We start from the raw sequence: 20,742 nt of genomic DNA, 5'->3' as shown, positions 1-20,742 counted from the left end.
CAGTTATCAGTTATCAAATTTTATTAGTTACTGTTAACTGATTTGGAACCATCGACTATGTCCTTATTTCCCGATTCTGACAAAAATTTTGTAGTTTTGACAAAGGGGATGCTTCTGGAAATGATTTGCGATCGCTAAATAAATCTTAAGTGTCTTAGTGTCTTTGTGGTTCAAAAATCATTGTATTCACCACCAAGTCACAAAGACACCAAGCAAATCAAAATCTCAAACCAACACCACCTTGTAAGGAGAAAGTTGTACCGCCATCACGCAAAGCGTCAAAGCCAATAATGGCATTACCAAACAGCACAGTATTGCTATTAGGTACAACATAATCAATACCCGGTTGCAAAGCAAAGCTAATTTTATTACCCACTGGTGAAGGCGTATCACCACCAGCAAAAATTAGCCCAGCTCCTATATAAGCATCAGTTTGCCAGTTAAGGGGAAAATCATAAGAAACAGTTGGTACAATCGCTATGTTATTAGCCAAAAAAGCTTGAGCGCGGAAAGAAACGGGTGTTTCTAAAAGTTTGTAACGAAAGGCTACAACCCCACCAATTTGAGTCCCATCCGCAAAACCAACAGCGGGTCCAACACCGACGTAACTACCATAAGCTGCTTGAGCATGGGCTGGCTGACTAAATTGGCTCAAACTCAAAAGTGAATTAGCCAAAAGTACGGATATTAAATATTTAAGACGCTTCATTTGCCGACTCTCCTCACACTGATTTTGTTGGTTGTTGGTGGTTCGTAGCTGTAGAGACGTGCCATGGCACGTCTCTACATTGGTTAGTGGCTCTTCCTCCACCCCTTACACTCCTCACACTCCCCACCTTACGGACAACGCGGATGAATACCACCTTGAGTACAAATGTAAGCCAATTGCTTGGTATCTAAATTTTTTGCTTGGCTAAAATCCACTCCTTTGACTACAGCAGATTGTGGACCTGTTGATGGAGTTTGCACAAATTGATCGGCTGGATCTTGTTTAGCAGGGAAGAGAATAGCACCTTGAAAATCAGCTTCTGTGAGATTTGCTCCGCGTAAATCTGCAAGACTCAAATCGGCGTTGCGGAAGTTGACACCCGTCAGGTTAGCAGAGCGCAAATTAGTATTTGTCAAGCGAGTTGCGCTGAGATTAGCATTGCTTAGATCCGCACGCTGCAAATTTGCTCCTGATAAATCTGCTGCTTGCCAATCGGTTTTACTTAAGTTGGCAAAGGGTAATTGTGTACCGATCGCAATGACACGACCCAAGCGAGCAGCATATAAGTCAGCGTCGTTAAATATAGCTTCACTCAAATCTGCCCCGGTAAGGCTAGCATTTTCTAAAACAGCACCACGTACATCGGCTCCCATTAACTGGACGCTGCTCAAGTTGGCACTAACTAAACGTGCGTTAGTTAAGTTTGCTCCCTTGAGGTTAGCGCGGCTGAAGTCTGTACGCACCATCAAGACACGACTGAGATTTGTCTCGCGCAAATCGGCTTGTTTGAACTGAGCGGCGCTCAAATCTGCAATCCAATCATCGAAAGTATCCCAGCGTCCATCCTCACCTACTCCCCGGAAGCTACTACCCCTCAAACTAGCAAAGGATAGATTCGCTCCTTTGAAATTGATTCCTGATAAATCAACTTTATCTAGCGCCAAGTTGAATATGGGGCTATCTGCTGTACCGTTTTGGAATAATTGAGTGCGGCTGAGGTCAAGGTCATTAACTTTAGCGCTATTAACTGCAATAATCTTATTGATCGTCTGCTGATTGCTCTGCAAGCGCTTCTGTCGCAATGCCCGCTCTGGAGATGGGTTGCTTGTTGATTCCAAATCCTCAGCTAAGGACTGATTCATGCGTTTTAAATCAGGGATGGCTGACAGACCAATGTTTGTCAGAGCCTGCTGTATTGTTTCGAGTTGACTGGGGTCAGTTTCTTTAGCTAAAAGTTCTACAAGATATTTGCTAGCTTGTGGGTCATTGAGAGTACCCATTGCCAGAATCGCACTACGGCGCTCTTCATTGCTGATGCCAGAGTTAGGACTCAATTGTTTGACAAGAGCTAGGAACTGTTGGCTGTTGCGCTGCTCTAAAACTCGGCGATTTTGCTGAGTTTGGATGTATATTTGAGTACCGACTAGAGTTGCCAAGACACCAGCCATACTCAACAGTGCGATCGCTAGCAGGGTTATACTTGGATTACGTCGCAACCATTCCCACGGATGGGCAGGTGGTTGAGTGGTTTCTGATGGTGTTATGACAACTGAGGCAATGGCTGCGTCTTCGTCTGCTGCTTCTGTCCACTGCGTCTGTTTTTGGTTTTTTAGCTGGGAAGGTGTAAACGGTTGATTCGCGTCTATGGTGTAAGTACCTGCAATAATGTCGTGGATTGCGCGCCTTTGTCGTAATGGTAAGCCCCTCGCTTCTAAGAGCATTATTAAACCAGACAGGAAAGTGAAAACACCTAAGTTAGGAAAAGTTGGGCTGTTACGCCAGAGCATGTAAGCTACAGACAAACTCAATGTCCAACGCCCAACACCTTCTCGCAGTAAAACAGCCCCTAAACCAGGGGGTTTGCCTTGACAGTTGACAACCCGAACACCAAACCAGCGTTTTGGCAGGGTGCTGCCTGTTTTCGCTAGTAAAAGCAATTGCCAACCAGAAAGTGTCAGAGGCGCTAGTATAGCTACTGCCCACAAAAAATTTGTTGGCCATGCAACGTTACGAGTGCCGTAGCTCACAGGCAGAGCTAGGGGACGAGCGATTTCTCTTTCTGTTACAATCAATACAGGATTTAGTGGCACTCGGTTGAGATCAGTTCTAGTGTTAAGATATGCACCAAGGCTGAAAGGAATTAAGCCACTAATTACTAGTAGCGTCATTTCCGTAGCCCAAGCAGCTACACGCCTAGTAGATAGAGGCAATGCTTTGGGTTTTCCTGGTTGATTAGATTGACTGGAACTAGATTGATCATTACTTCTCCTCACAATTGGGGTTGCCATCGCAATATTTCCCTTGAACTTTTATATATATGCCACTCCAGGCGTGTCAAAATATACTACCGATTGCGTCGCGAACTACTAGACACAATAAATTTGTATCCAAAGTAAACTAGTCCTGCCAAGAGTGCCAAACTAATTGCAGAAGCAACAAATTTAAACACTGCTTGCACAACCGCCAAGCCTAATAAAACGCCGACACTCCCAACAACTACCTTTCCCGTCCCAGATAGGCTATTAAACCAATTCGACAATTGCTGTAATTGTGAATTTACACTGGAAAAATTAGGCACAGACGACTGCTCAACTTGTTGTGATTTGGTTTTTTTCCCAGAAGACGAATCAATTTCTGCCTCCAGTTTGCGGAGACGTTGCTGTAAGTCTTCATCAGGTTGAGGATTCATATTGTTTTACCTCAGCTAGCAAACTTATTCAACAACAGTCCAAATATATCCGATAGTTAGCTGTTGTCTTAGTGATTTTAGCGAATGTTATTGCCTTGATCCGAGGGCAGATGGCAGAAAGGGAAAGACTACTTATCAGTCAAAAGTTACGAAGCTAATATTATTTAAGCTTTTTACTTAATTCTTAATCATCTAATTATTGCCACCGTCAGTCATAGTGTGTCTTTTTCCACTACTTGTATTTAAGAAATAATTTAAATTTTATACAAGCTAATTTGTGGAACAAAAGTGAATTTGCGGTCGTCTAGAAATTCAGAATATTACGTATAACTATCCCTGTTGAATTAATCAAGAGCAAATAACATCATCAATATGAAGACATGTAGATTATTTAATATTGCATCGGTTTTAGCTTTGACAGCAAGCTTGCTACTCACAAATGCTAAATCTGTTATGGCAGAAACCGTCACCATAAATCCTGATTTTCAACCAGATCCAATGGTTCTAAATGGTAAGTCTGGCGGACCAAAATCTAGTGATTGTGGTAAACTTTCTGCTACACCAAATCAAATTATTCAAGTTACAAAGCCATTACCTTATTTGAAATTAGCAGTCACAAGTAATGGCAAACCAACTTTATTGATTGAAGGGCCAGGAGGGCGTTTTTGTGTATTACCAGATAATTACTCTGGAGACAAACCAGAAATTTCTGGTTTCTGGCAAGCTGGTAGATACTTATTGTACGTTGGGGAATTAGTTGATGGGGAGCATACATATACTCTGTCGATTTCTAAACAGAAAAATTAGTTAATGATCAATTGTCAATTGCCATTGGTCATTTGTTAGTAGTTAGTAGTTAATGGTTGATTAATACTTGCTCCCCATCTCCCCACCTCCCCATCACCTCTTGGGTGTAATGTCACCAAATTTTATTAACAGTGTGATCGCAATACTTACAGCCAAAATTAATACCATACTCAGCGCTGAACCAAATCCCCAATTTTGGGTAGCACCGAGGAACTGGTTATAAACTAACCTTGCTGCTGTGCTACTGGAAGCACCACCAAGTAATTCTGGGTTGATAAAATCTCCTAAAGCTGTAATGAATACTAAAAAAGAAGCTGCTGCTATACCAGTGAGAGTTTGAGGTACGGTGACTTGCCAAAAAGCTTGTACAGGATTTGCACCCAAGTCAGCAGCTGCTTCTAAGAAACGTTTGTCTAATTTTTCTAGAGATGCGTATAAAATCAACACCATGTAGGGCAGCAAACTATAACTCATACCAATTAATACAGCAGGACTGCGATTGAGTAAATCTAAAGGTGGTAAGCCCACACTATTTAAGACTGTGTTCAGTAAACCAGTGGGACGTAAGATCGTAATCCAAGCATAAGTGCGCAGTAAAGAGGAAGTCCACAATGGCAAAACAAAAGCGATTAAGAGCAAATTTCGCCAGCGCTTTGGTGCTATTTGTGCGATCCAATAAGCGACAGGAAAACCCAAGACTAAACATATTACTGTAGTGCCAACTGCAAAAGATAGCGATCGCCTAATCACTCGCAGATACAGTGGATCAAAAAGCCGAATATAGTTATCGAAACCACTAGGAATGACTAAATCCCCTGGTCGAATTCCAGGTACTAAACTTAGTTCTAAAATTAGCAGAGTTGGCAAAACTAGCAGCAATAGCAACCAAATTCCTGCGGGTGCAAGTAATGCAAAAGGTTCTAACCAGGTTAACTTTGGACGCCATTTAGGAACTGTGGGGATTCCGCCTGTAGGATTTATTTGAGAAGAAGGAATTTGAGTAGACACGGTTATGAAGGGTAAAGCATTAATATTTGTATTTTTGCTTTCTGACTTAAAACTCACCTCACCTAGTCCTATCGGACACCCCTCTCCTTATTAAGGAGAGGGGTAAGGGGTGAGGTTTTTCATGCTTAGTGATGAAATTTTTTAATTGAGACTTTCTTCCGCTTTTATCCACTTGTTAATTCAGTCCAATAGCGATCATATACTTCTTCAATTTGTCCTAAAGGTGTGATGCGTTCACATTTTTCCAGTATCGAATCCGGAGGAAATACGTTCGGATCGTTTTTGATTTTATTCGGTAATAACTCAAAAGCCGCACGGCTTGATGTCGTTACCCAAAGACGTTGGCTAATTTGCGCTGCTACTTCTGGTTGAAAGATAAAATTTATCCAAGCATAAGCTCCATCAATATTTCGGGCTGTTGTTGGAATTACTACTGTATCTGTCCAGAGTGAAGAACCACTTTTGGGAACCACATATTTAAATTTAGGATTTTCTTGAGTGATTTTCACCGCATCTGATGAATAACACATTGATAATAATAAATCTCCTGCTACAATTTGATTTCGCCAAGCGTCTGTGTCAAAAGCTGCGATCGCACCTTTGAGAGCTTGTAATTTTTCATAAGCTTGTTTGACTTCGGTTTCGTTCTTAGAATTATAGGAATAGCCCAGCATTTTCAACACTGCTCCCATCACTTCTCTCACATCATTTAACAAAGTGATTTTATTGTTGAGTTGCTGTTGATTTTGCCAAAGATATTCCCAATCTTCAGGCGGATTTTTGAGGATTTCGGAATTATATATTAAGCCTGTTGTTCCCCAATTAAATGGAAGACTATAACGGTTATTGGGATCATAACTAGGATTTTGAAAGTGCGGGAATAAATTATCTATAGCAGTTAAACGTTGATGGTTTAGTTTGATTAATAAACCCTTCTCTACCATTTTTTGCACCATGTAATCAGAAGGGTAAATTACACTATAAGTTCCACCACCCCCAGCTTGTAATTTATTAAGCATGACTTCGTTAGAATCATACACATCTGAAAGTACTTTGATGCCAGTTTCCGCATTGAAAGTTTTAAATAATTCTTGATCTACATACTGTGTCCAAGTATAGATATCCAATTGGTCACGGGAACCTTTATTATTAGAATTAGCGCGAACCTCAGCTAATCTCCAACCACAACTAGCTAAAGATAAACTAGAAAGTAATACTATATTTTTTAAAAATAGTCGTCTGGTAGTCATTTTTTAAAAGAATAACTATTGACTAATTACTAAACAATCATTTTCTGTCCACCAAGCATAGATGGGTATATCACGGTTTGGTAAGCTACCAAAAGTATTAGGTTGCATAACGGTGATACACACATCTGTTTTTAATTCAACGACATAGTTAACGTGAGTTCCTAAGTACATAACGTTCACTAGTCGCCCTTCAAAACAATTAGCTTGGACGCTAGGTTTATAAAGTGAAAGCTGAATTTTTTCTGGACGCACGCTTACTACTACTGCTTGTAACAATTCAGCAGGTGTATCAACAAAGCGAGAGACTGTGATTTTTAATCCTGTTTTTGTTACCACTTCTACAGTGGATGTATTTACTTCTGTAATTTCGCCTGTAAATAAATTTGTATCACCAATAAAATCAGCAACAAATGCTGTTCGGGGATTTTCGTAAATTTCGCTGGGTGTACCAATTTGCTCTATTTTGCCATGGTTCATCACGGCAATGCGATCGCTCAAAGATAGAGCTTCTTCTTGATCATGGGTAACCATAATAAAAGTCAAGCCCAGTTCTTTGTGTAAATTTGATAGTTCCACCTGCATTTCTTTACGCAGCTTTAAGTCTAACGCCCCCAATGGTTCATCTAAGAGCAACACTGCTGGACGATTGACTAATGCTCGTGCCAATGCTACACGTTGTTGTTGACCGCCAGAAAGTTGGCTGGGAAAGCGCGATCGCAAGCCTTCCATTTTCACCAGTTTTAAAGCTTCTTTCACTCTTGTTTCTACTTCAGCTTTAGGTAATCTTTTTAACCGTAACCCAAAGGCGATGTTATCCCATATATTCAAGTGGTTAAACAAAGCGTAACTTTGAAATACAGTATTGACTGGTCGGCGATAGGGAGGAACGTTACTCATAGACTGACCCTGGATCAAAATCTTACCAGCATCAGCTTTTTCAAACCCTGCTATTAAACGTAGTGTAGTTGTCTTACCACAACCTGATGGACCGAGAATACTAAAGAATTCGCCCTGTCTGACATCCAAGTCTATTCCATGCACTGCTGGCTCTTGGTCAAAAAACTTAAAAACGTTACGCAGTTCAACATCAAGGGACTCAAAAGCCGTTATTTCATCTTGATTTTGCATCACACTATGGCCCATAGTCCTAATTTATTGTCATTTATTAGTGGTTCGTGGTTAGTAGTTAGTGGTCAAAAGTCATTTGTCACTGGTCACTATTTATTCTCCTCACACTCCCCACACCTCCCCATCTCCCTAGTCCTTAGTCCCCAAAATAATAAATCGACAGACTAAATATTACATCTGGGTTCATTGTATCCGGCAAAAAAAGTTTTATAAAAGATACACTTTTTAGATTATCTGCCACTAAATTCCATTCGCATTAAGGTATTTTTTTATACAGATGATCAAAGACTTGGAATTGATTTTTGTCTTATTTGTCTTTGTATACAATCATCTAGAATTGGTGCTAAAAAAACATACGTACAGTTGCGGCTGTTATGTTCTCTGTACCTGCAAATGGTGATTTCAGCGTTCAGGCGCATATCCTCATAGACCATAAATATGCAAAAAACTGGCGTTCGTCCTTAAACATTAAACCTTCCACTATCGCTATGCTGCGTGATCGACTGTGGAAGGTAATTACCGAAGGAACAGCCAGGTAAGTATGTTAAATCAGAATCACTTTCTCACTATTTACTGAGTTTAAGTACAGCCTCTGCGTAACATTGCAAGATCCCGAATTAACGGTAGCCTAGAACTGATATAAGCACGAATGACTTTACTTTCTTCACTACTGAGTAGTTTTTGGTTTTCCAGTTGCTTTAACAACTGCTGGATTAGTTCCGCGTCATTAACTTCTAAAAGAATATTGGTCTGAGTATCTTCAATCAAAGACCAAAGTTGACGTAATGTTGATGCGTTCACAGCACTTACCCCGTTGCGACAGCCTACAGCAGACTACAATAGCTGACTTGGACAAAAGCCCCGGTTTGTAGCCGGGGTATGTTTGTGTCGGTTATCGTGAACAATCTAAAGAAAATATTAAATTCAAATTCTTAAGAAAATATTAAATATTACAATTTTTGACTAATTTGATGTAAATCTAAATAGTAGTTTACTTTTTGTAATAAAACGGGGTCAGCCCATATAAAGACCCTGAACATAATTATGCAGCCTCAAAGCACTTATGCTTTGGGGTTTTGTTTTTAAACTTTTTTGCCTACGACTTCATGAACTAATTATTTAGAGGTAAAAATTGGGCGATCGCATGCAACACTCGACACACCTAACTTTCTTAAAAAGGCAACTGGCTGCTTTTTGCCTTTACTCCACTGGGCGAATAATTGTCGGCGCAGCTGGTTGTTCTGGCTGGAAGATCCCTGCTAATGCTTGTTCTAGAGTTTCTGCCATCACAATTCGATTCTCGTAAGCAATAATTACTGCGACAAAAGTTGGTAGGCTATTTTGTTCTGCTTCCAAATATAAGGGTTCAACATACAAAAGAGATTGTTCAATAGGAATTACTAAAAGATTTCCTTGAACTGCTTTTGAACCTTCACGATTCCATAGAGAAATCTGTTGAGAAATTACCGGATCTTGGTTAATTAATGCCTCGATTTGTTGAGTTCCATAAACTAACAATTGTTTGGGAAATTCATATAATAATAATCTACCGTAGTTCTCGCCATCAGAACGTGCTGCTAACCAAGCAATTAAATTTGCACGCTGGTTAGGCTTAAAAGGTAACAGTAAAATAAATTCTTCTGTCTCTGTTTTTGGTAACTTCATGATTAAATAATAAGGCTCTACCGTTCGCTGTTCGTTACCATAAATTTCTGTTGGTATCTCCCACAAGTCTTCTCGGTTGTAAAATACCTGCGGGTCAGTCATGTGATAGGTCAGTAGGCGTTCTGATTGAATTCTAAAAAAGTCTCCTGGATAGCGGATGTGACTGCGGAGTGCGACTGGCATCGTTTGCAGAGGTTTGAGCATTTGTGGGAAAATTTTCCCCAAAGTAGTAATTACTGGATCTGTGGGATCAGCTACATAAAAATCAACCGTACCGTTGTAAGCGTCAACAACAATTTTGACGGAATTACGAATATAGTTAAATGAATTTTTACCAGGGTCAGAATAGGGATAATGATCGCTTGTGGTATATGCGTCAATTATCCAGTAAAGGTCTGTAGGCTGACCTGTAAGAGTTGTCCCTCCTCCACTTGCAGCCACTAAATACGGATCACTGTCAAAACGTAAAAAAGGCGCGATCGCCTGTACCCGATCTCGAATAGTGCGACGAAATAATAACTTGGTTTGGGGAGTGAAATTGCGCGTTAGTAGCATTTGCCAATCTTTGAGATACTGAGCAAACAGCAAACGCCGCCACATCGCACCGATAGAAATCCCGCCCCGCCCATCGTAGACGTTATAGACATTCTCGTTACCACTGGGATAATCTAATTCTTGGGTTTTTGTCCCTGTCATCACGTAAGTATCAGTGATCTCTCCGTAATAAATACGTGGTTGGTTAATGGGAATGCTGGCACGAATTTCTTCTGTAGTGATTTGCAATGAACCTTGGCTACCTGTGTCTTCTACACCAATATCTTTGACATAGTAATAAGGTAATCCACCAGGGCCAACAACATTGACTGGACTAAGTGTAAATCCATAGCCGTGAGTATAAATAAGATGTTTGTTGATCCAAGTCTGTGCCTGCTGGGGAACATCACCGTAATCTAGTTCTCGCGCTGCAATAATAGTTTGTTGGTATTCTGTTGTTTGTTTTTCGATGTCGCGCAACAACGTATAGCGGTCAATATCGGCACCAGGGAATTTGTAATATGGTCGAATTTGTTGTAGCTGACGGTTGGTTTGTAGAAGGGGACGGCTATCCCACAAACGGATATTACGAATTGTTTGTTGATTTTCTTTTAAGTCAGCTGCTGTCAATTTACCTTGCGGGTCAAAAGTTTCGGCATCAATAGCGTTTAAGTTAAATGCTTCGCGAGTCAAGGCAATGGTGCGGGCAATGTAGGGTCTTTCCTGGGCTAATTCGTTAGGTTGGACAACCAGGCGCTGTACAATTGTGGGCAAAATTTCACCAGAAAGCCCTGCGAGTGCTACATACAATGCAAGTAAGTAGATTAATTGGCGTGGAAAAGGAATCGGTCTTAATCTGGTTTTTTGGCGTTTGGATAAAATATATATTCGCCACAGTAAGTAAACTGCGATCGCCACAGCCAAGATACTCAGTCCTGTATAAATTGGTAACTGTACGTTGACCTCTGTGTAGCTAGCACCAAAGTTAAATCCACTTTTGGAGTATAAAAGTTCGTAGCGTAACAACCAATAGTGCAAACCTACCGCCAGCATGAGCAAACTTGTTAAGGCATTTAAATGGAGTCGCTGTGGTATAGAAAACCCAGGAAACCATCCCTCACTCAAACTATTAGACGAACGCAGATAAATTAATGATACGGAAGCAAGACTGTATACAAAAATTCCTAATAACCAAAATTTCAATAGTTCCCAAATTGGTAGGGAGAATACATAAAAACTAATATCTCGGTTAAAAAGAGGGTCTGTACTGTTAAAACTGGTAGCTTGGAAAAATTGTAAAACTGTAACCCAACGTGCAGATAGCAAGAAAGCTAATAACAAGCTAATCAATAGGGCGATCGCTTTTAACCAAAACTGATGAGTAATTAAAATTGCAATGGTTAAAAACACTAACAAACCTGCATTGACAGCAGATAAACGTATTTCTTCTGAACGAAAAATTTGTGAAAAAAACTGCAACAGGGGTGGTAATTGCCAAGATAAAGTGGGGAGTTTGATATTAACAAACCATAAGTCAAAAGCTGTCTGGACGTAGTAAATCAGAACCACTCCTGCTAATGCACTCAGTCCCACCACTGCTGGGATGAGTAAGCGTAGCTTCAAAGTAGAAGACGCGGAGGTAGGGAGACCTGGGGAAGAAGCAGAGAATCTTTCATCCATACTCTCCGTATTTCCGCATCCCCACCTCCTCCCCATCTTCCCAGAGGGGTGCTTGAGGCGATTGGCTATAACCAAATTACCTAGCAAAAAACTGATTGAGATCAAAAAAGCGATCGCCCATAATCCTATTTGTGTCTGTAAGCGCAACAGAAATTCTTGTAAATATCCAACTTCATCAAACCACAGAATTTCTGCTACGAGGCGTGAGGCTAATTCAAATAATAGCCACAAACCTAACACAAGTGTAATGACGCGAAAAATTCGGTTCATACTGGGATTGGGGATCGGGGATCGAGAACGGGGATCGGGTATTGAGCATTGGGAAGAGACTTGTTAAATAATTCTCTCTTATCTTCCTTGTCTGTCTTGTCTCCCTTGTCCCCGATCCCTAACTAAACTGCTCTCCTACATCCAGGTTAAACAACATTTGTAGCGACTGCATACAACGACGTCTTGCTTCGACATCTTGCTGCGCTCGCAGTTGTACCATTGGGTCATGTAAAATTTTGTTAACGATACCTCTTGTTAAAGCTTCGATGACTTCTTGGTGTTTTTCGCCAAATTCTGAACCTAAACGGGATAAAGCTTTTTCTAGTTCTTGTTCCCGGATAGTTTCGATTTTATTGCGTAGACAACTAATTGTTGTTACTGTTTCTAGCGATCGCCACCAGACGTCAAAAGCTTCTACTTCTTCCTCTAAAAGCCCTTCGGCTTCCTGGGCCATCTTGCGACGGCTTTCGTGGTTTTGGGCCACCACAGCTTTCAAATCATCAACATTAAACGCTTTGACATTTGCCAGTTCGTTAACATCTCCATGAACGTTGCGTGGCACGGAAATATCAATTAACATCAATGCCCGGCTGGCTTCTAACATCATTTCTAATTTAGCACGATCAAGAATTGGTTCTGTTGCAGACGTGCTTGTAAATACTAAATCACTTTCGCAAATGACTTTCATCATTTCCGAAAGTGGATGAGTTTGGATATTATGTTCGGGGAAGAGCTTAGCTAATTGCTCTGCTCTACCAACAGAGCGATTTAAAATACAAATTTTGACAGCACCTTTAGAAACTAGGTGTTGCACTAACAAGCGCGACATTTTGCCAGCACCTAGTATAGCCACTCGGCAGGCTGCGAGATTTTCTACCTTCATTTGGGCCAATTCCACAGCCGCCGAACTGATCGAAACTGCACCAGTACCAATGCTAGTTTCAGTACGTACGCGCTTGCCAGCCGTGATCGCTTGTTTGAATAATCGATTCAAAATAGTTTTTATACCGTTGTATTGCTGTCCCAGCTTATGGGTGTTTTTCACCTGGGCAAGAATTTGACCTTCACCAAGTACCAAGCTATCTAGACCAGCAGCAACCCGCATCAAATGCATTACAGCATCTTGATGGAGCAAAACAAATAGGTGTTGTCTTAGAGATGTCACAGGTGTTTTGCTGTGTTCCGAGAGGAATTGTGTCACTTCTCGCACACCCTGTTCACTTTCTTCGGTGACAATGTAAATTTCTAAACGGTTACAAGTGCTAAGGATGGCAACTTCATCAATATGGGGGTAGCTAAGCAGGTGTGCGATCGCGCTTTCGGTCTGTGGTTCTGGAATGCTCAGCTTTTCCCGGACTTCGACTGGGGCTGTTTTATGGCTTAACCCCACCACTGCTATATTCATTTGCTAAATCGTCTTTACTAATGGGGAACGAGCGGTTGTTAGTAGTGAGTAGATAGCAGTTAGTAGTATTAACCACTAACTACTAACCACTATCCAAACTTAGTGCAACTGCAATACCTTGGGTTCTTCAAACATGTGGATGGTGTCCACAAAGCGAGCTGTTTTCGACTGGTTGGAAATCACCAAGCTTTGAGTTCTAGCACCTCCTTTGAAGAAGCGGACGCCTTGCATAAGATTACCAGAGGTAATACCACAAGCGGCAAACAAGACGGTTTCACCGGATGCTAGTTCATGAGCATCGTAGACTTTATCAGGATCTTCGATACCCATAGACTTCAAGCGTTCGATGTTAGCTTGTTTGCTTTCGCCAATCAAACCAGTCTTGACTACTTCTGGATCATAGATTAACTGACCTTGGAAGTGTCCACCCAACGCGCGCATAGCCGCAGCAGAAATCACACCTTCGGGAGCCGCACCAATACCCATCAAAGCATGAATATTGGTTCCAGCAAAACCACAGGATAAGGCTGCACCTACATCACCATCAGAAATGAGTTGGACTCTTGCTCCTGCTTCCCGGATTTCTTTGATCAGGTCGTTGTGGCGTTCACGCTTCATCACCACTACAACCAGTTCATCGATTGCTCTGTCTAGACATTCAGATAGAATTTTTAGGTTTTCAGTGGCAGATTTGTTAATGTCTACTTTACCCTTGGCAGCTGGGGGAGCAGCTAGCTTCTTCATGTAAAAGTCTGGGGCGGCGAACAAACCACCTTTTTCAGAAATTGCCAACACAGCCATTGAGCCTGGTTGACCATACGCCACAAGGTTAGTACCCTCACAAGGGTCAACAGCGATGTCAATTTCAATTAATTCATCTGGGTTACAAAAATCTTTAGCATCCGGGCGGCTACAGATACCAACTTCTTCTCCAATGTAAAGCATGGGAGCATCATCGCGTTCGCCTTCCCCAATCACAATGCGACCGCGCATATAAATTTTGTTCATCCGTTCCCGCATGGCTTCTACAGCCACTTGGTCAGCAGTATTCTTTTCGCCCTTACCCATCCAACGAGCAGAAGCGATCGCAGCTTGCTCAACTACCTCAATAATCTCTAACCCAAGAGTATTTTCCACAGAGTCTGCCCTCTCGATAGCTTGATTTTGCGACTTTTCATCTGGTGATTTCAGTTTTACAGTCTACCAAAGGGCGGATACCCGTGGAAAATACTCTCTGATGCAGTCTTTGTTAAGTTTTGTATTTTTTGTATAAAAAGTAGTATTTTTACCCCTAAGTAACACTTATGTATTGCTAGTGTGTACCTTAGTAAAACTAAAAGTTGAAGTATATAACTAAAAATAATTTTTCTATATTCAAATTTAATCTTTACACGTAATTATGTATTTGCCTTTAAATCACTACAAAATATAAAATTTATTTTTTCTTACCATACAAGAGAATTATTGAAGTAAAATAGAGACATACTATCGCCCAGAACAACTTTGGTTACTAGGGTTTTTAGAAAAGGAAGAAATCGTCAAAACGCTAAATGATTTGCCACGTTACATATACAGTCTTTCTTCTGAATATCGAAAAGCAATAGGTCGGCGTTGAGCAATAATATTTAAACTAGAGAGTAATTACAAATCTATTTAAACTTCAAAATATGCTCAACTTCATCAATTCCCTTTTAAATCGCCATCCAGAAAACGTTAAAGCCAACGTTGAAATTTATACTTGGCAAACTTGCCCTTACTGTATCCGTGCCAAGATGTTGTTGTGGTGGAAAGGTGTTAATTTCACTGAATATAAAATTGACGGTAACGAAACAGCTAGAACAGCAATGGCAGAACGCGCCAACGGACGCCGCACTGTACCACAGATTTTTATCAATAATCAACATGTTGGCGGCTGTGATGACCTCTACGAATTAGATACAAAAGGTCAACTCGACCCTCTTTTAGCTCAGCCAGCAGTTTAATAGTTATCAGTTTCATTACTAACGAAACACTACACCATAAACCTGATAACTGTGGCTAGCCCTAGACTTCCAGTCTAAGGGTATTCAATTTTGGTCGTCAAAAACATGTCATAGGCTGCGAGATCCCTCGCAACTACTTAGAAATTATATGGTTGAGTACTAATTTGTAAACACAAGAACATGTCACTTGAATATCCAGAATATCTTATACATCACCAGTGGATGGATCACGCTTTAAAATTGGCACAAATGGCGGGTGATGCGGGTGAAGTCCCTGTAGGTGCTGTTATTATTGATTCATCAGGCTATTTGATAGCAGAAGGTGAAAATCGCAAACAACGTGACCAAGACCCAACAGCCCATGCAGAAATTATTGCTTTGAAAGCAGCAGCTAGAAAGTTAAAAACTTGGCGTTTGAACCAATGTACTCTCTATGTTACTCTCGAACCTTGTCCAATGTGTGCAGGTGCAATAGTCCAAGCCCGTATTGGACTTATCGTTTATGGCGTGGACGATCCCAAAACTGGTGCAATTCGTACTGTCGTTAATATCCCTGATAGTGCGGCTTCTAATCACCGTCTGCGTGTAATTGGAGGCATCATGGAAACTGCCTGTCGTCAACAGTTACAAGCATGGTTTGTAAATAGGCGACACAGCAGCGAATAACGGACAGAGGTAAAACTGTCCAGCTGCAACAACACAACTTTAGGAAGAAAATCTACGGTGTATCTAATTCCTATTTTGATTACATTTTCTACCCTACAGTCAGTTGCCACCCTCATCATGGAACTTCACTCTTCCGAAGATCAGATCTACCATCCAACATTAGCCCATTCTCCAGCCAATGGTGAGACGGGGATTTCTACTAGTACTTCATGGCTGTCTCCCTGGTTAACGCCTTTGGCCTATTTCTTGGGCCATCATTTTCTACCTTTATTTTTTGGTCAGATTAGAATTACCGGACAAGAAAATATCCCTGCAAAAGGTCCTGTTATCCTTGCACCTACCCATCGCGCGCGCTGGGATTCACTACTGTTACCCTACGCGACTGGTCGTTGTGTTACAGGTCGTGACCTGCGCTTTATGGTGACTATTAATGAATGTCAAGGTTTGCAGGGTTGGTTTGTGCGACGCTTAGGAGGTTTTCCTGTAGATCCACAACGCCCATCGATCACTACTCTTCGCCATGCAGTAGAATTACTTCAGCGCGGAGAAATGTTAGTTATTTATCCTGAAGGCAATATTTTTCGTGATGGTGAACTTCATCCCCTCAAGTCTGGAATTGCTCGTTTGGCTTTAACTGCTGAATCTAGCCACCCAGATTTAGGAGTCAAAATTTTACCTGTTAGTATCAACTACAGCCATCCTTACCCCGAGTGGGGTACCGATGTTAGCATTCACATTGGGTCTGCGATTAAGGTAGCGGATTATATCAATGGTTCTGTAAAACAAGATGCTAAATGTCTGACAGCTGATTTAGCAAATGCACTTAAAGAATTAAGCCATCATGAATCAATAATTACTGCTCATACGTTTGCAGAAATGCCAAATTTGTAATTTTGTTAGTAGTTAGTAGTTAGTAGTTGGTTGTTTACCACTAACCACTATCCATTAACCAATAACTAAATTCCCAAAATTAATTCCCAACTGTTGAGTTTCCCTGTATCTTTTAATGCATAGTCAATGACCCACAATTGCCAACGTCCTTTAGCTGGTAAAGATAATAACTGTTGCAGGACTGGATGCGATCGCACGGTGTAAGTTGCTTCCAATTGAATGCGACGACCCAAGGTGCGATTTTGCAGTAGCACGAGGTGATTATTAGGGGCTATTAAGTAAATTTCTAAATCACCTAAAAAATCATGGGTAATATTGACGCTGACTTGAATATCTTTGACTAGGCTAGAATCAGTTATCGCGATCGCACTTTTAATTCCCTGTTTGTCATTGTCTGGAATCGCGACTTTATTAGTGTTCTCTCCTCTCAAAATCCCAGTTGTGCTAAATGTGGCTGTACGAAGTTTTTGGGCTGCTTGTACCGCCCGCCAAGCATTCACCTTTCCATAGCCGAACCATTGCGAATGGCCATTCTCATCATAAGTACCATAACGCATCTTTAATTGGGGGTCTGGTTCCAGGTCAACAATTTTATCGGCGGTTTCTTCTAAAATACGTTTGACTTCTTTAGCAGTTAAGTCAGGATTCACTGACAAAACCAATGCTGCTACTCCTGCAACCACAGGGGTAGCACTAGAAGTACCGCCAAAGTTGCTAGTAAAGTTACCTGGGTCGTAGCCAGCAGCCCCTATTTGATCGGTTGTCAATATTCCTCGTCCAGATAGTGCTGTGTTGATGCTTGGTTGAGTGTATACGTAACCCTGGTCTTGAAACCACATCCCTGGTAAAGCATTGTTACTAGGCGCACACACAGAAATATTATTTCCCCAGTTACTATAAGCAGCTTTTTTATTCAAGCTTGTGGAAGCAGATACCGTAATTACATCAGGATGCACAGCAAATCCACTGAGCCACTTAGTATTTCCTTTGACTAAATCTTTCTGCCAACCTTGTTCATTCACAGTTCCACTGACTGGGCGATTGGCATTGCCTGCGGAAAAGAAAATAACACAGCCTTTACCATTACGTCCTTTGGTAGCAGCGCGGGTAATAGCAGCGCGTTGGCGTAAAGAAAGGGGAAAGTAAATTGCTGATGCTCCCCAACTGCAAGAAATTATACTTGCTCCTTTTTCGACCGCCCAATTGAAAATATCTTCTATTGACTCATCATCTAAAAACCCTGTGCTGCGAATTGGCATGAAAGCACAACCGGGTGCAACCCCAGCAATACCTGTACCATTTTCTTCTGCTAAGATGATGCCTGCACAAGCTGTACCGTGACTGGCTTCTTTTTCATTGGGTAAGGGTAAAAAGTCGTTTTCTTTTAAGTCTCTAGGGGCAACAATTTTGCCGCTACCTTGAAAATCTGGATGATTTAAATCAAAGGAATCATCTACTACCGCCACGACAACCGAACGAATACCGCGAGTGATATCCCAAGCTTTGTCTACAGATATATGAGAACCATTAGCTAATTGATTTCCGCCGTTGTGGTTGAGATACCATTGTTGGGGATAGAGGGGGTCACGGGGTTGATAATGGGATTGCTGATGGGTGATGATATTAGGCTCAGCAACTACAACTTCTGGTAATGCAATTAATTGATTAGAAATTTTAATAGGGTTTGCCTGTGCTTGTTTACCGACAATGAAAACAAAAGTGTTAGGAATACTAGGAACAGATTTTTGCTGGATTAAACCAAATTTAGTGGCGATCGCATTAATAGTGCTACTGTCTACCCAAGTGGCGAATTGAATTGTGATTTGGTCAGTCAGATAAACTCTGGTGCTAGGACTATCTTTGATTTGATAAACATGACTAGCAAACGCCACATCGTCAGAAGCCCGCGCCACAGACATAGCCCCTTCTAGCTGGGAAGGTGGAACAGCGAATAATGCTAGCTGTGCTTTGGGAATATTGCGACGCCAATTACCCCAATTTGCCTGAGATAAATCTTGCGGTGACAAATTATCCTGAGGACGGACAGTAAAGCGATCGCTCACTTTTTCTAAGATTAATTCTTCGCCACCACGTTGTAAGATGAATCCTTGGCTACTAGTAGGTATATCTGTGGGAGGATAATCAGAGGAATTTAGGCGATCGTTCATAGTAGTGATTCAAGCTACTGTTAAGCTACTGTCAGGAAATAATGGGAACATGATTTCACCGATTTTCGTTTTAGATCGGAGAAACTGTAGTAGACCTGTTGCAAAAGGAACTTTTGCCACAGATGGGAAAAGCTTAAAAACTAAAGGAAAAAAGTTTCTAAATGCCTTTTTCCCTTGTCCCTTTTCCGGCTTCTGCAAAAAGTCTATTTTGTGGCTTTATTTTGTTAAAGTCCAAAACAGAGTTAAGATACCCGAAGTTTCTATCCTTTTTTGTTAAGTTGTTGCATAAATTTATCCCATGAAGTCTTTAGCTAATGTTCCCTTGATTCGCTTCACTTTTTTATCAGTCATAACAGCCTTTGGTCTGCTGTTACCTGTTCATGCTCAACAAGCACAGATTATAAACATTCCCAACCAAGCACAACCTATAGACCCTAACAACCCCAATACCCTACGTCCAACAGTCCAAAATAATAGCATTTTAAGTGTTGATGGTGGTAAGCGCTTGATGGCAGAAGCCTCTCAAGCTGTCAATTCTCAAAACTATGATGTCGCCGCTAAGAAACTTCAGGAGGCAAGATTAGTTTTTAATCAGCTATCAAATTTCTATCAGGAATTAAACTCCAGCTTTGCTGGAATTGACAATAGAGTAGCTGATTCCCAGCGCAAACTGGCACTAGAAACAGCCCAAATGCGCGATGAAGCCACTTATCAACTAGCATTAGTACATCGGGCGCAAAATAAGCCAGAATTAGCAGTGCCTTTGTTGGTTCAAATTATCAAAAGTCAAAACCCCACACGGGATTTAGGAAAGAAAGCTTATCAGCAATTACTTGAGTTGGGTTTTGTGGATGCACCTTTCCCAAGAGGAGGAAGCAACACCTCTTCTTCGTCTCAGCAAAAGAAATAATTAAAAAATAATACCTACCATTAATTCCTCTAATAGACCGCCGCCAGCAGGTGGGCGGATTTTTAGGCGTCTAAATGCTAGGATATTTTTGTTTGTGAACAGTATTGACACTCAGTCTTCTAGAAACTCGCAGATTGGCAATGTATTAGCGTCATTATTGATAATAATAGAAAAGAAGTTTGATTAGGAATCGCGATGATTAGTCCGCAACAGATTGAGGAAATGATCAAGGCGGAATTGCCAGATGCCCAAGTTCAAGTACAAGACTTGACTGGTGGTGGTGATCACTACCAAGTGACAGTAGTTTCATCGCAGTTCGCAGGTAAAAGATTAGTGCAGCAACACCAGTTAATTTACGGTGCTTTACGACAAGCTATGTCCACTGAAGCAATTCATGCTTTAGCACTGAAAACATATACACCAGAAGCATTTGCTAATAATAGTTAATGGTTGATTGTTGATTGTTAATTGTTGATTGTTGTTTGTTCTACGCTGCACTGTAAGGCATAGCTCTTCTTTATAGTAGCCAAGTAAAGGCGTGTCAATCGAACAACTATCTACGCACCAACAACCAACTACCAACCACAAGCAAATATAGAGAGTAGGAACACGAATACTATGACACCAGAACTAAAAGAAAGAATTGATAATTTACTCAAAGAAAACAAAATTTTGGTTTTTATGAAGGGAACCAAATTAATGCCCATGTGTGGTTTTTCCAACAATGTGGTACAGATTTTAAACACATTAGGAGTTCCCTTTGAGACTGTGAATATTTTGGACGACTACGAACTCCGCCAGGGAATCAAAGAATATTCCAACTGGCCGACAATTCCCCAAGTTTATATTAACGGGGAATTTGTTGGTGGGTCAGACATCATGATCGAACTTTATCAAAAGGGTGAATTGCAGCAAATGGTAGAAGTGGCTTTAGCTTCTTAGTCATTTGTTGGTAGTTGGTGGTTATTAACCACACCCGA

The 20,742-nt window shown here is 41.1% G+C and carries 18 protein-coding genes; 7 read left to right on the top strand and 11 right to left on the bottom strand.

The features are described 5' to 3' along the window. Positions 1–217 precede the first annotated feature (217 nt). The 3 genes from NIES592_RS05105 to NIES592_RS05095 form a co-directional block, all read right to left on the bottom strand. On the bottom strand, positions 218–709 hold the full coding sequence (locus NIES592_RS05105; RefSeq protein WP_062243110.1) for a hypothetical protein: 492 nt from the start codon (positions 707–709) through the stop codon (positions 218–220). A 128-nt stretch (positions 710–837) separates the two neighbouring features. Beyond that, a complete protein-coding gene (locus NIES592_RS05100; RefSeq protein WP_073555105.1) occupies positions 838–2,997 on the bottom strand; it encodes a pentapeptide repeat-containing protein in 2,160 nt (719 codons plus the stop codon). A 56-nt stretch (positions 2,998–3,053) separates the two neighbouring features. Further along, entirely contained in the window at positions 3,054–3,398 is a 345-nt protein-coding gene (locus tag NIES592_RS05095) for a hypothetical protein (protein ID WP_062243104.1), read from the bottom strand. A 372-nt stretch (positions 3,399–3,770) separates the two neighbouring features. On the opposite strand from NIES592_RS05095, the gene NIES592_RS05090 reads away from it, so the two are divergent. Next, the gene (locus NIES592_RS05090) at positions 3,771–4,205 is read left to right on the top strand and encodes a hypothetical protein (RefSeq protein ID WP_073555104.1); all 435 of its coding nucleotides are present in this window, start codon (positions 3,771–3,773) and stop codon (positions 4,203–4,205) included. 93 nt (positions 4,206–4,298) lie between these two features. On the opposite strand, the gene NIES592_RS05085 is transcribed toward NIES592_RS05090, so the two are convergent. The 7 genes from NIES592_RS05085 to glpX all read right to left on the bottom strand — a co-directional run bounded on the left by NIES592_RS05085 (position 4,299) and on the right by glpX (position 14,282). After that, a complete protein-coding gene (locus tag NIES592_RS05085; protein WP_073555314.1) occupies positions 4,299–5,213 on the bottom strand; it encodes an ABC transporter permease in 915 nt (304 codons plus the stop codon). Positions 5,214–5,377: 164 nt separating this feature from the next. Further along, complete coding sequence (locus tag NIES592_RS05080; RefSeq protein ID WP_073555103.1) at positions 5,378–6,463, bottom strand: polyamine ABC transporter substrate-binding protein; 1,086 nt, start codon at positions 6,461–6,463, stop codon at positions 5,378–5,380. A gap of 15 nt (positions 6,464–6,478) precedes the next feature. After that, entirely contained in the window at positions 6,479–7,606 is a 1,128-nt protein-coding gene (locus tag NIES592_RS05075; protein WP_073555102.1) for an ABC transporter ATP-binding protein, read from the bottom strand. 564 nt (positions 7,607–8,170) lie between these two features. Further along, entirely contained in the window at positions 8,171–8,392 is a 222-nt protein-coding gene (locus NIES592_RS05070; protein ID WP_062243092.1) for a hypothetical protein, read from the bottom strand. 399 nt (positions 8,393–8,791) lie between these two features. Further along, on the bottom strand, positions 8,792–11,740 hold the full coding sequence (locus NIES592_RS05065; protein WP_073555101.1) for a UPF0182 family protein: 2,949 nt from the start codon (positions 11,738–11,740) through the stop codon (positions 8,792–8,794). 118 nt (positions 11,741–11,858) lie between these two features. Beyond that, positions 11,859–13,145 (bottom strand): glutamyl-tRNA reductase, encoded by a 1,287-nt coding sequence (locus NIES592_RS05060; RefSeq protein ID WP_073555100.1) that lies wholly within the window; start codon positions 13,143–13,145, stop codon positions 11,859–11,861. Positions 13,146–13,244: 99 nt separating this feature from the next. After that, on the bottom strand, positions 13,245–14,282 hold the full coding sequence (glpX, locus tag NIES592_RS05055; protein ID WP_009456466.1) for a class II fructose-bisphosphatase: 1,038 nt from the start codon (positions 14,280–14,282) through the stop codon (positions 13,245–13,247). A 530-nt stretch (positions 14,283–14,812) separates the two neighbouring features. Here glpX and grxC point away from each other — a divergent pair. The 3 genes from grxC to NIES592_RS05040 all read left to right on the top strand — a co-directional run bounded on the left by grxC (position 14,813) and on the right by NIES592_RS05040 (position 16,684). After that, positions 14,813–15,127: a glutaredoxin 3 gene (gene grxC / locus NIES592_RS05050; RefSeq protein ID WP_062243082.1), complete on the top strand. Its 315-nt coding sequence runs from the start codon at positions 14,813–14,815 to the stop codon at positions 15,125–15,127. A 180-nt stretch (positions 15,128–15,307) separates the two neighbouring features. After that, complete coding sequence (gene tadA, locus NIES592_RS05045; RefSeq protein WP_082720467.1) at positions 15,308–15,793, top strand: tRNA adenosine(34) deaminase TadA; 486 nt, start codon at positions 15,308–15,310, stop codon at positions 15,791–15,793. 117 nt (positions 15,794–15,910) lie between these two features. After that, the gene (locus NIES592_RS05040) at positions 15,911–16,684 is read left to right on the top strand and encodes a lysophospholipid acyltransferase family protein (protein WP_073555313.1); all 774 of its coding nucleotides are present in this window, start codon (positions 15,911–15,913) and stop codon (positions 16,682–16,684) included. 65 nt (positions 16,685–16,749) lie between these two features. On the opposite strand, the gene NIES592_RS05035 is transcribed toward NIES592_RS05040, so the two are convergent. Further along, positions 16,750–18,852: a S8 family serine peptidase gene (locus NIES592_RS05035; RefSeq protein WP_073555099.1), complete on the bottom strand. Its 2,103-nt coding sequence runs from the start codon at positions 18,850–18,852 to the stop codon at positions 16,750–16,752. Positions 18,853–19,150: 298 nt separating this feature from the next. Between NIES592_RS05035 and NIES592_RS05025 the strand changes: the two genes are divergently transcribed. From NIES592_RS05025 to grxD, 3 genes are all read left to right on the top strand, one after another. Beyond that, on the top strand, positions 19,151–19,762 hold the full coding sequence (locus NIES592_RS05025) for a hypothetical protein (RefSeq protein ID WP_062243071.1): 612 nt from the start codon (positions 19,151–19,153) through the stop codon (positions 19,760–19,762). Between the two features lie 195 nt (positions 19,763–19,957). Continuing rightward, positions 19,958–20,209, top strand: a complete 252-nt coding sequence (locus tag NIES592_RS05020; protein WP_062243069.1) for a BolA family protein — start codon at positions 19,958–19,960, stop codon at positions 20,207–20,209. Between the two features lie 171 nt (positions 20,210–20,380). Continuing rightward, entirely contained in the window at positions 20,381–20,704 is a 324-nt protein-coding gene (grxD, locus tag NIES592_RS05015; RefSeq protein WP_009456074.1) for a Grx4 family monothiol glutaredoxin, read from the top strand. Positions 20,705–20,742: the final 38 nt, after the last annotated feature.

It is taken from the genome of Fischerella major NIES-592 (genome assembly GCF_001904645.1).
GTDB classification, from domain to species: domain Bacteria; phylum Cyanobacteriota; class Cyanobacteriia; order Cyanobacteriales; family Nostocaceae; genus Fischerella; species Fischerella thermalis.
This window is presented reverse-complemented; position numbering and strand designations above follow the sequence as displayed.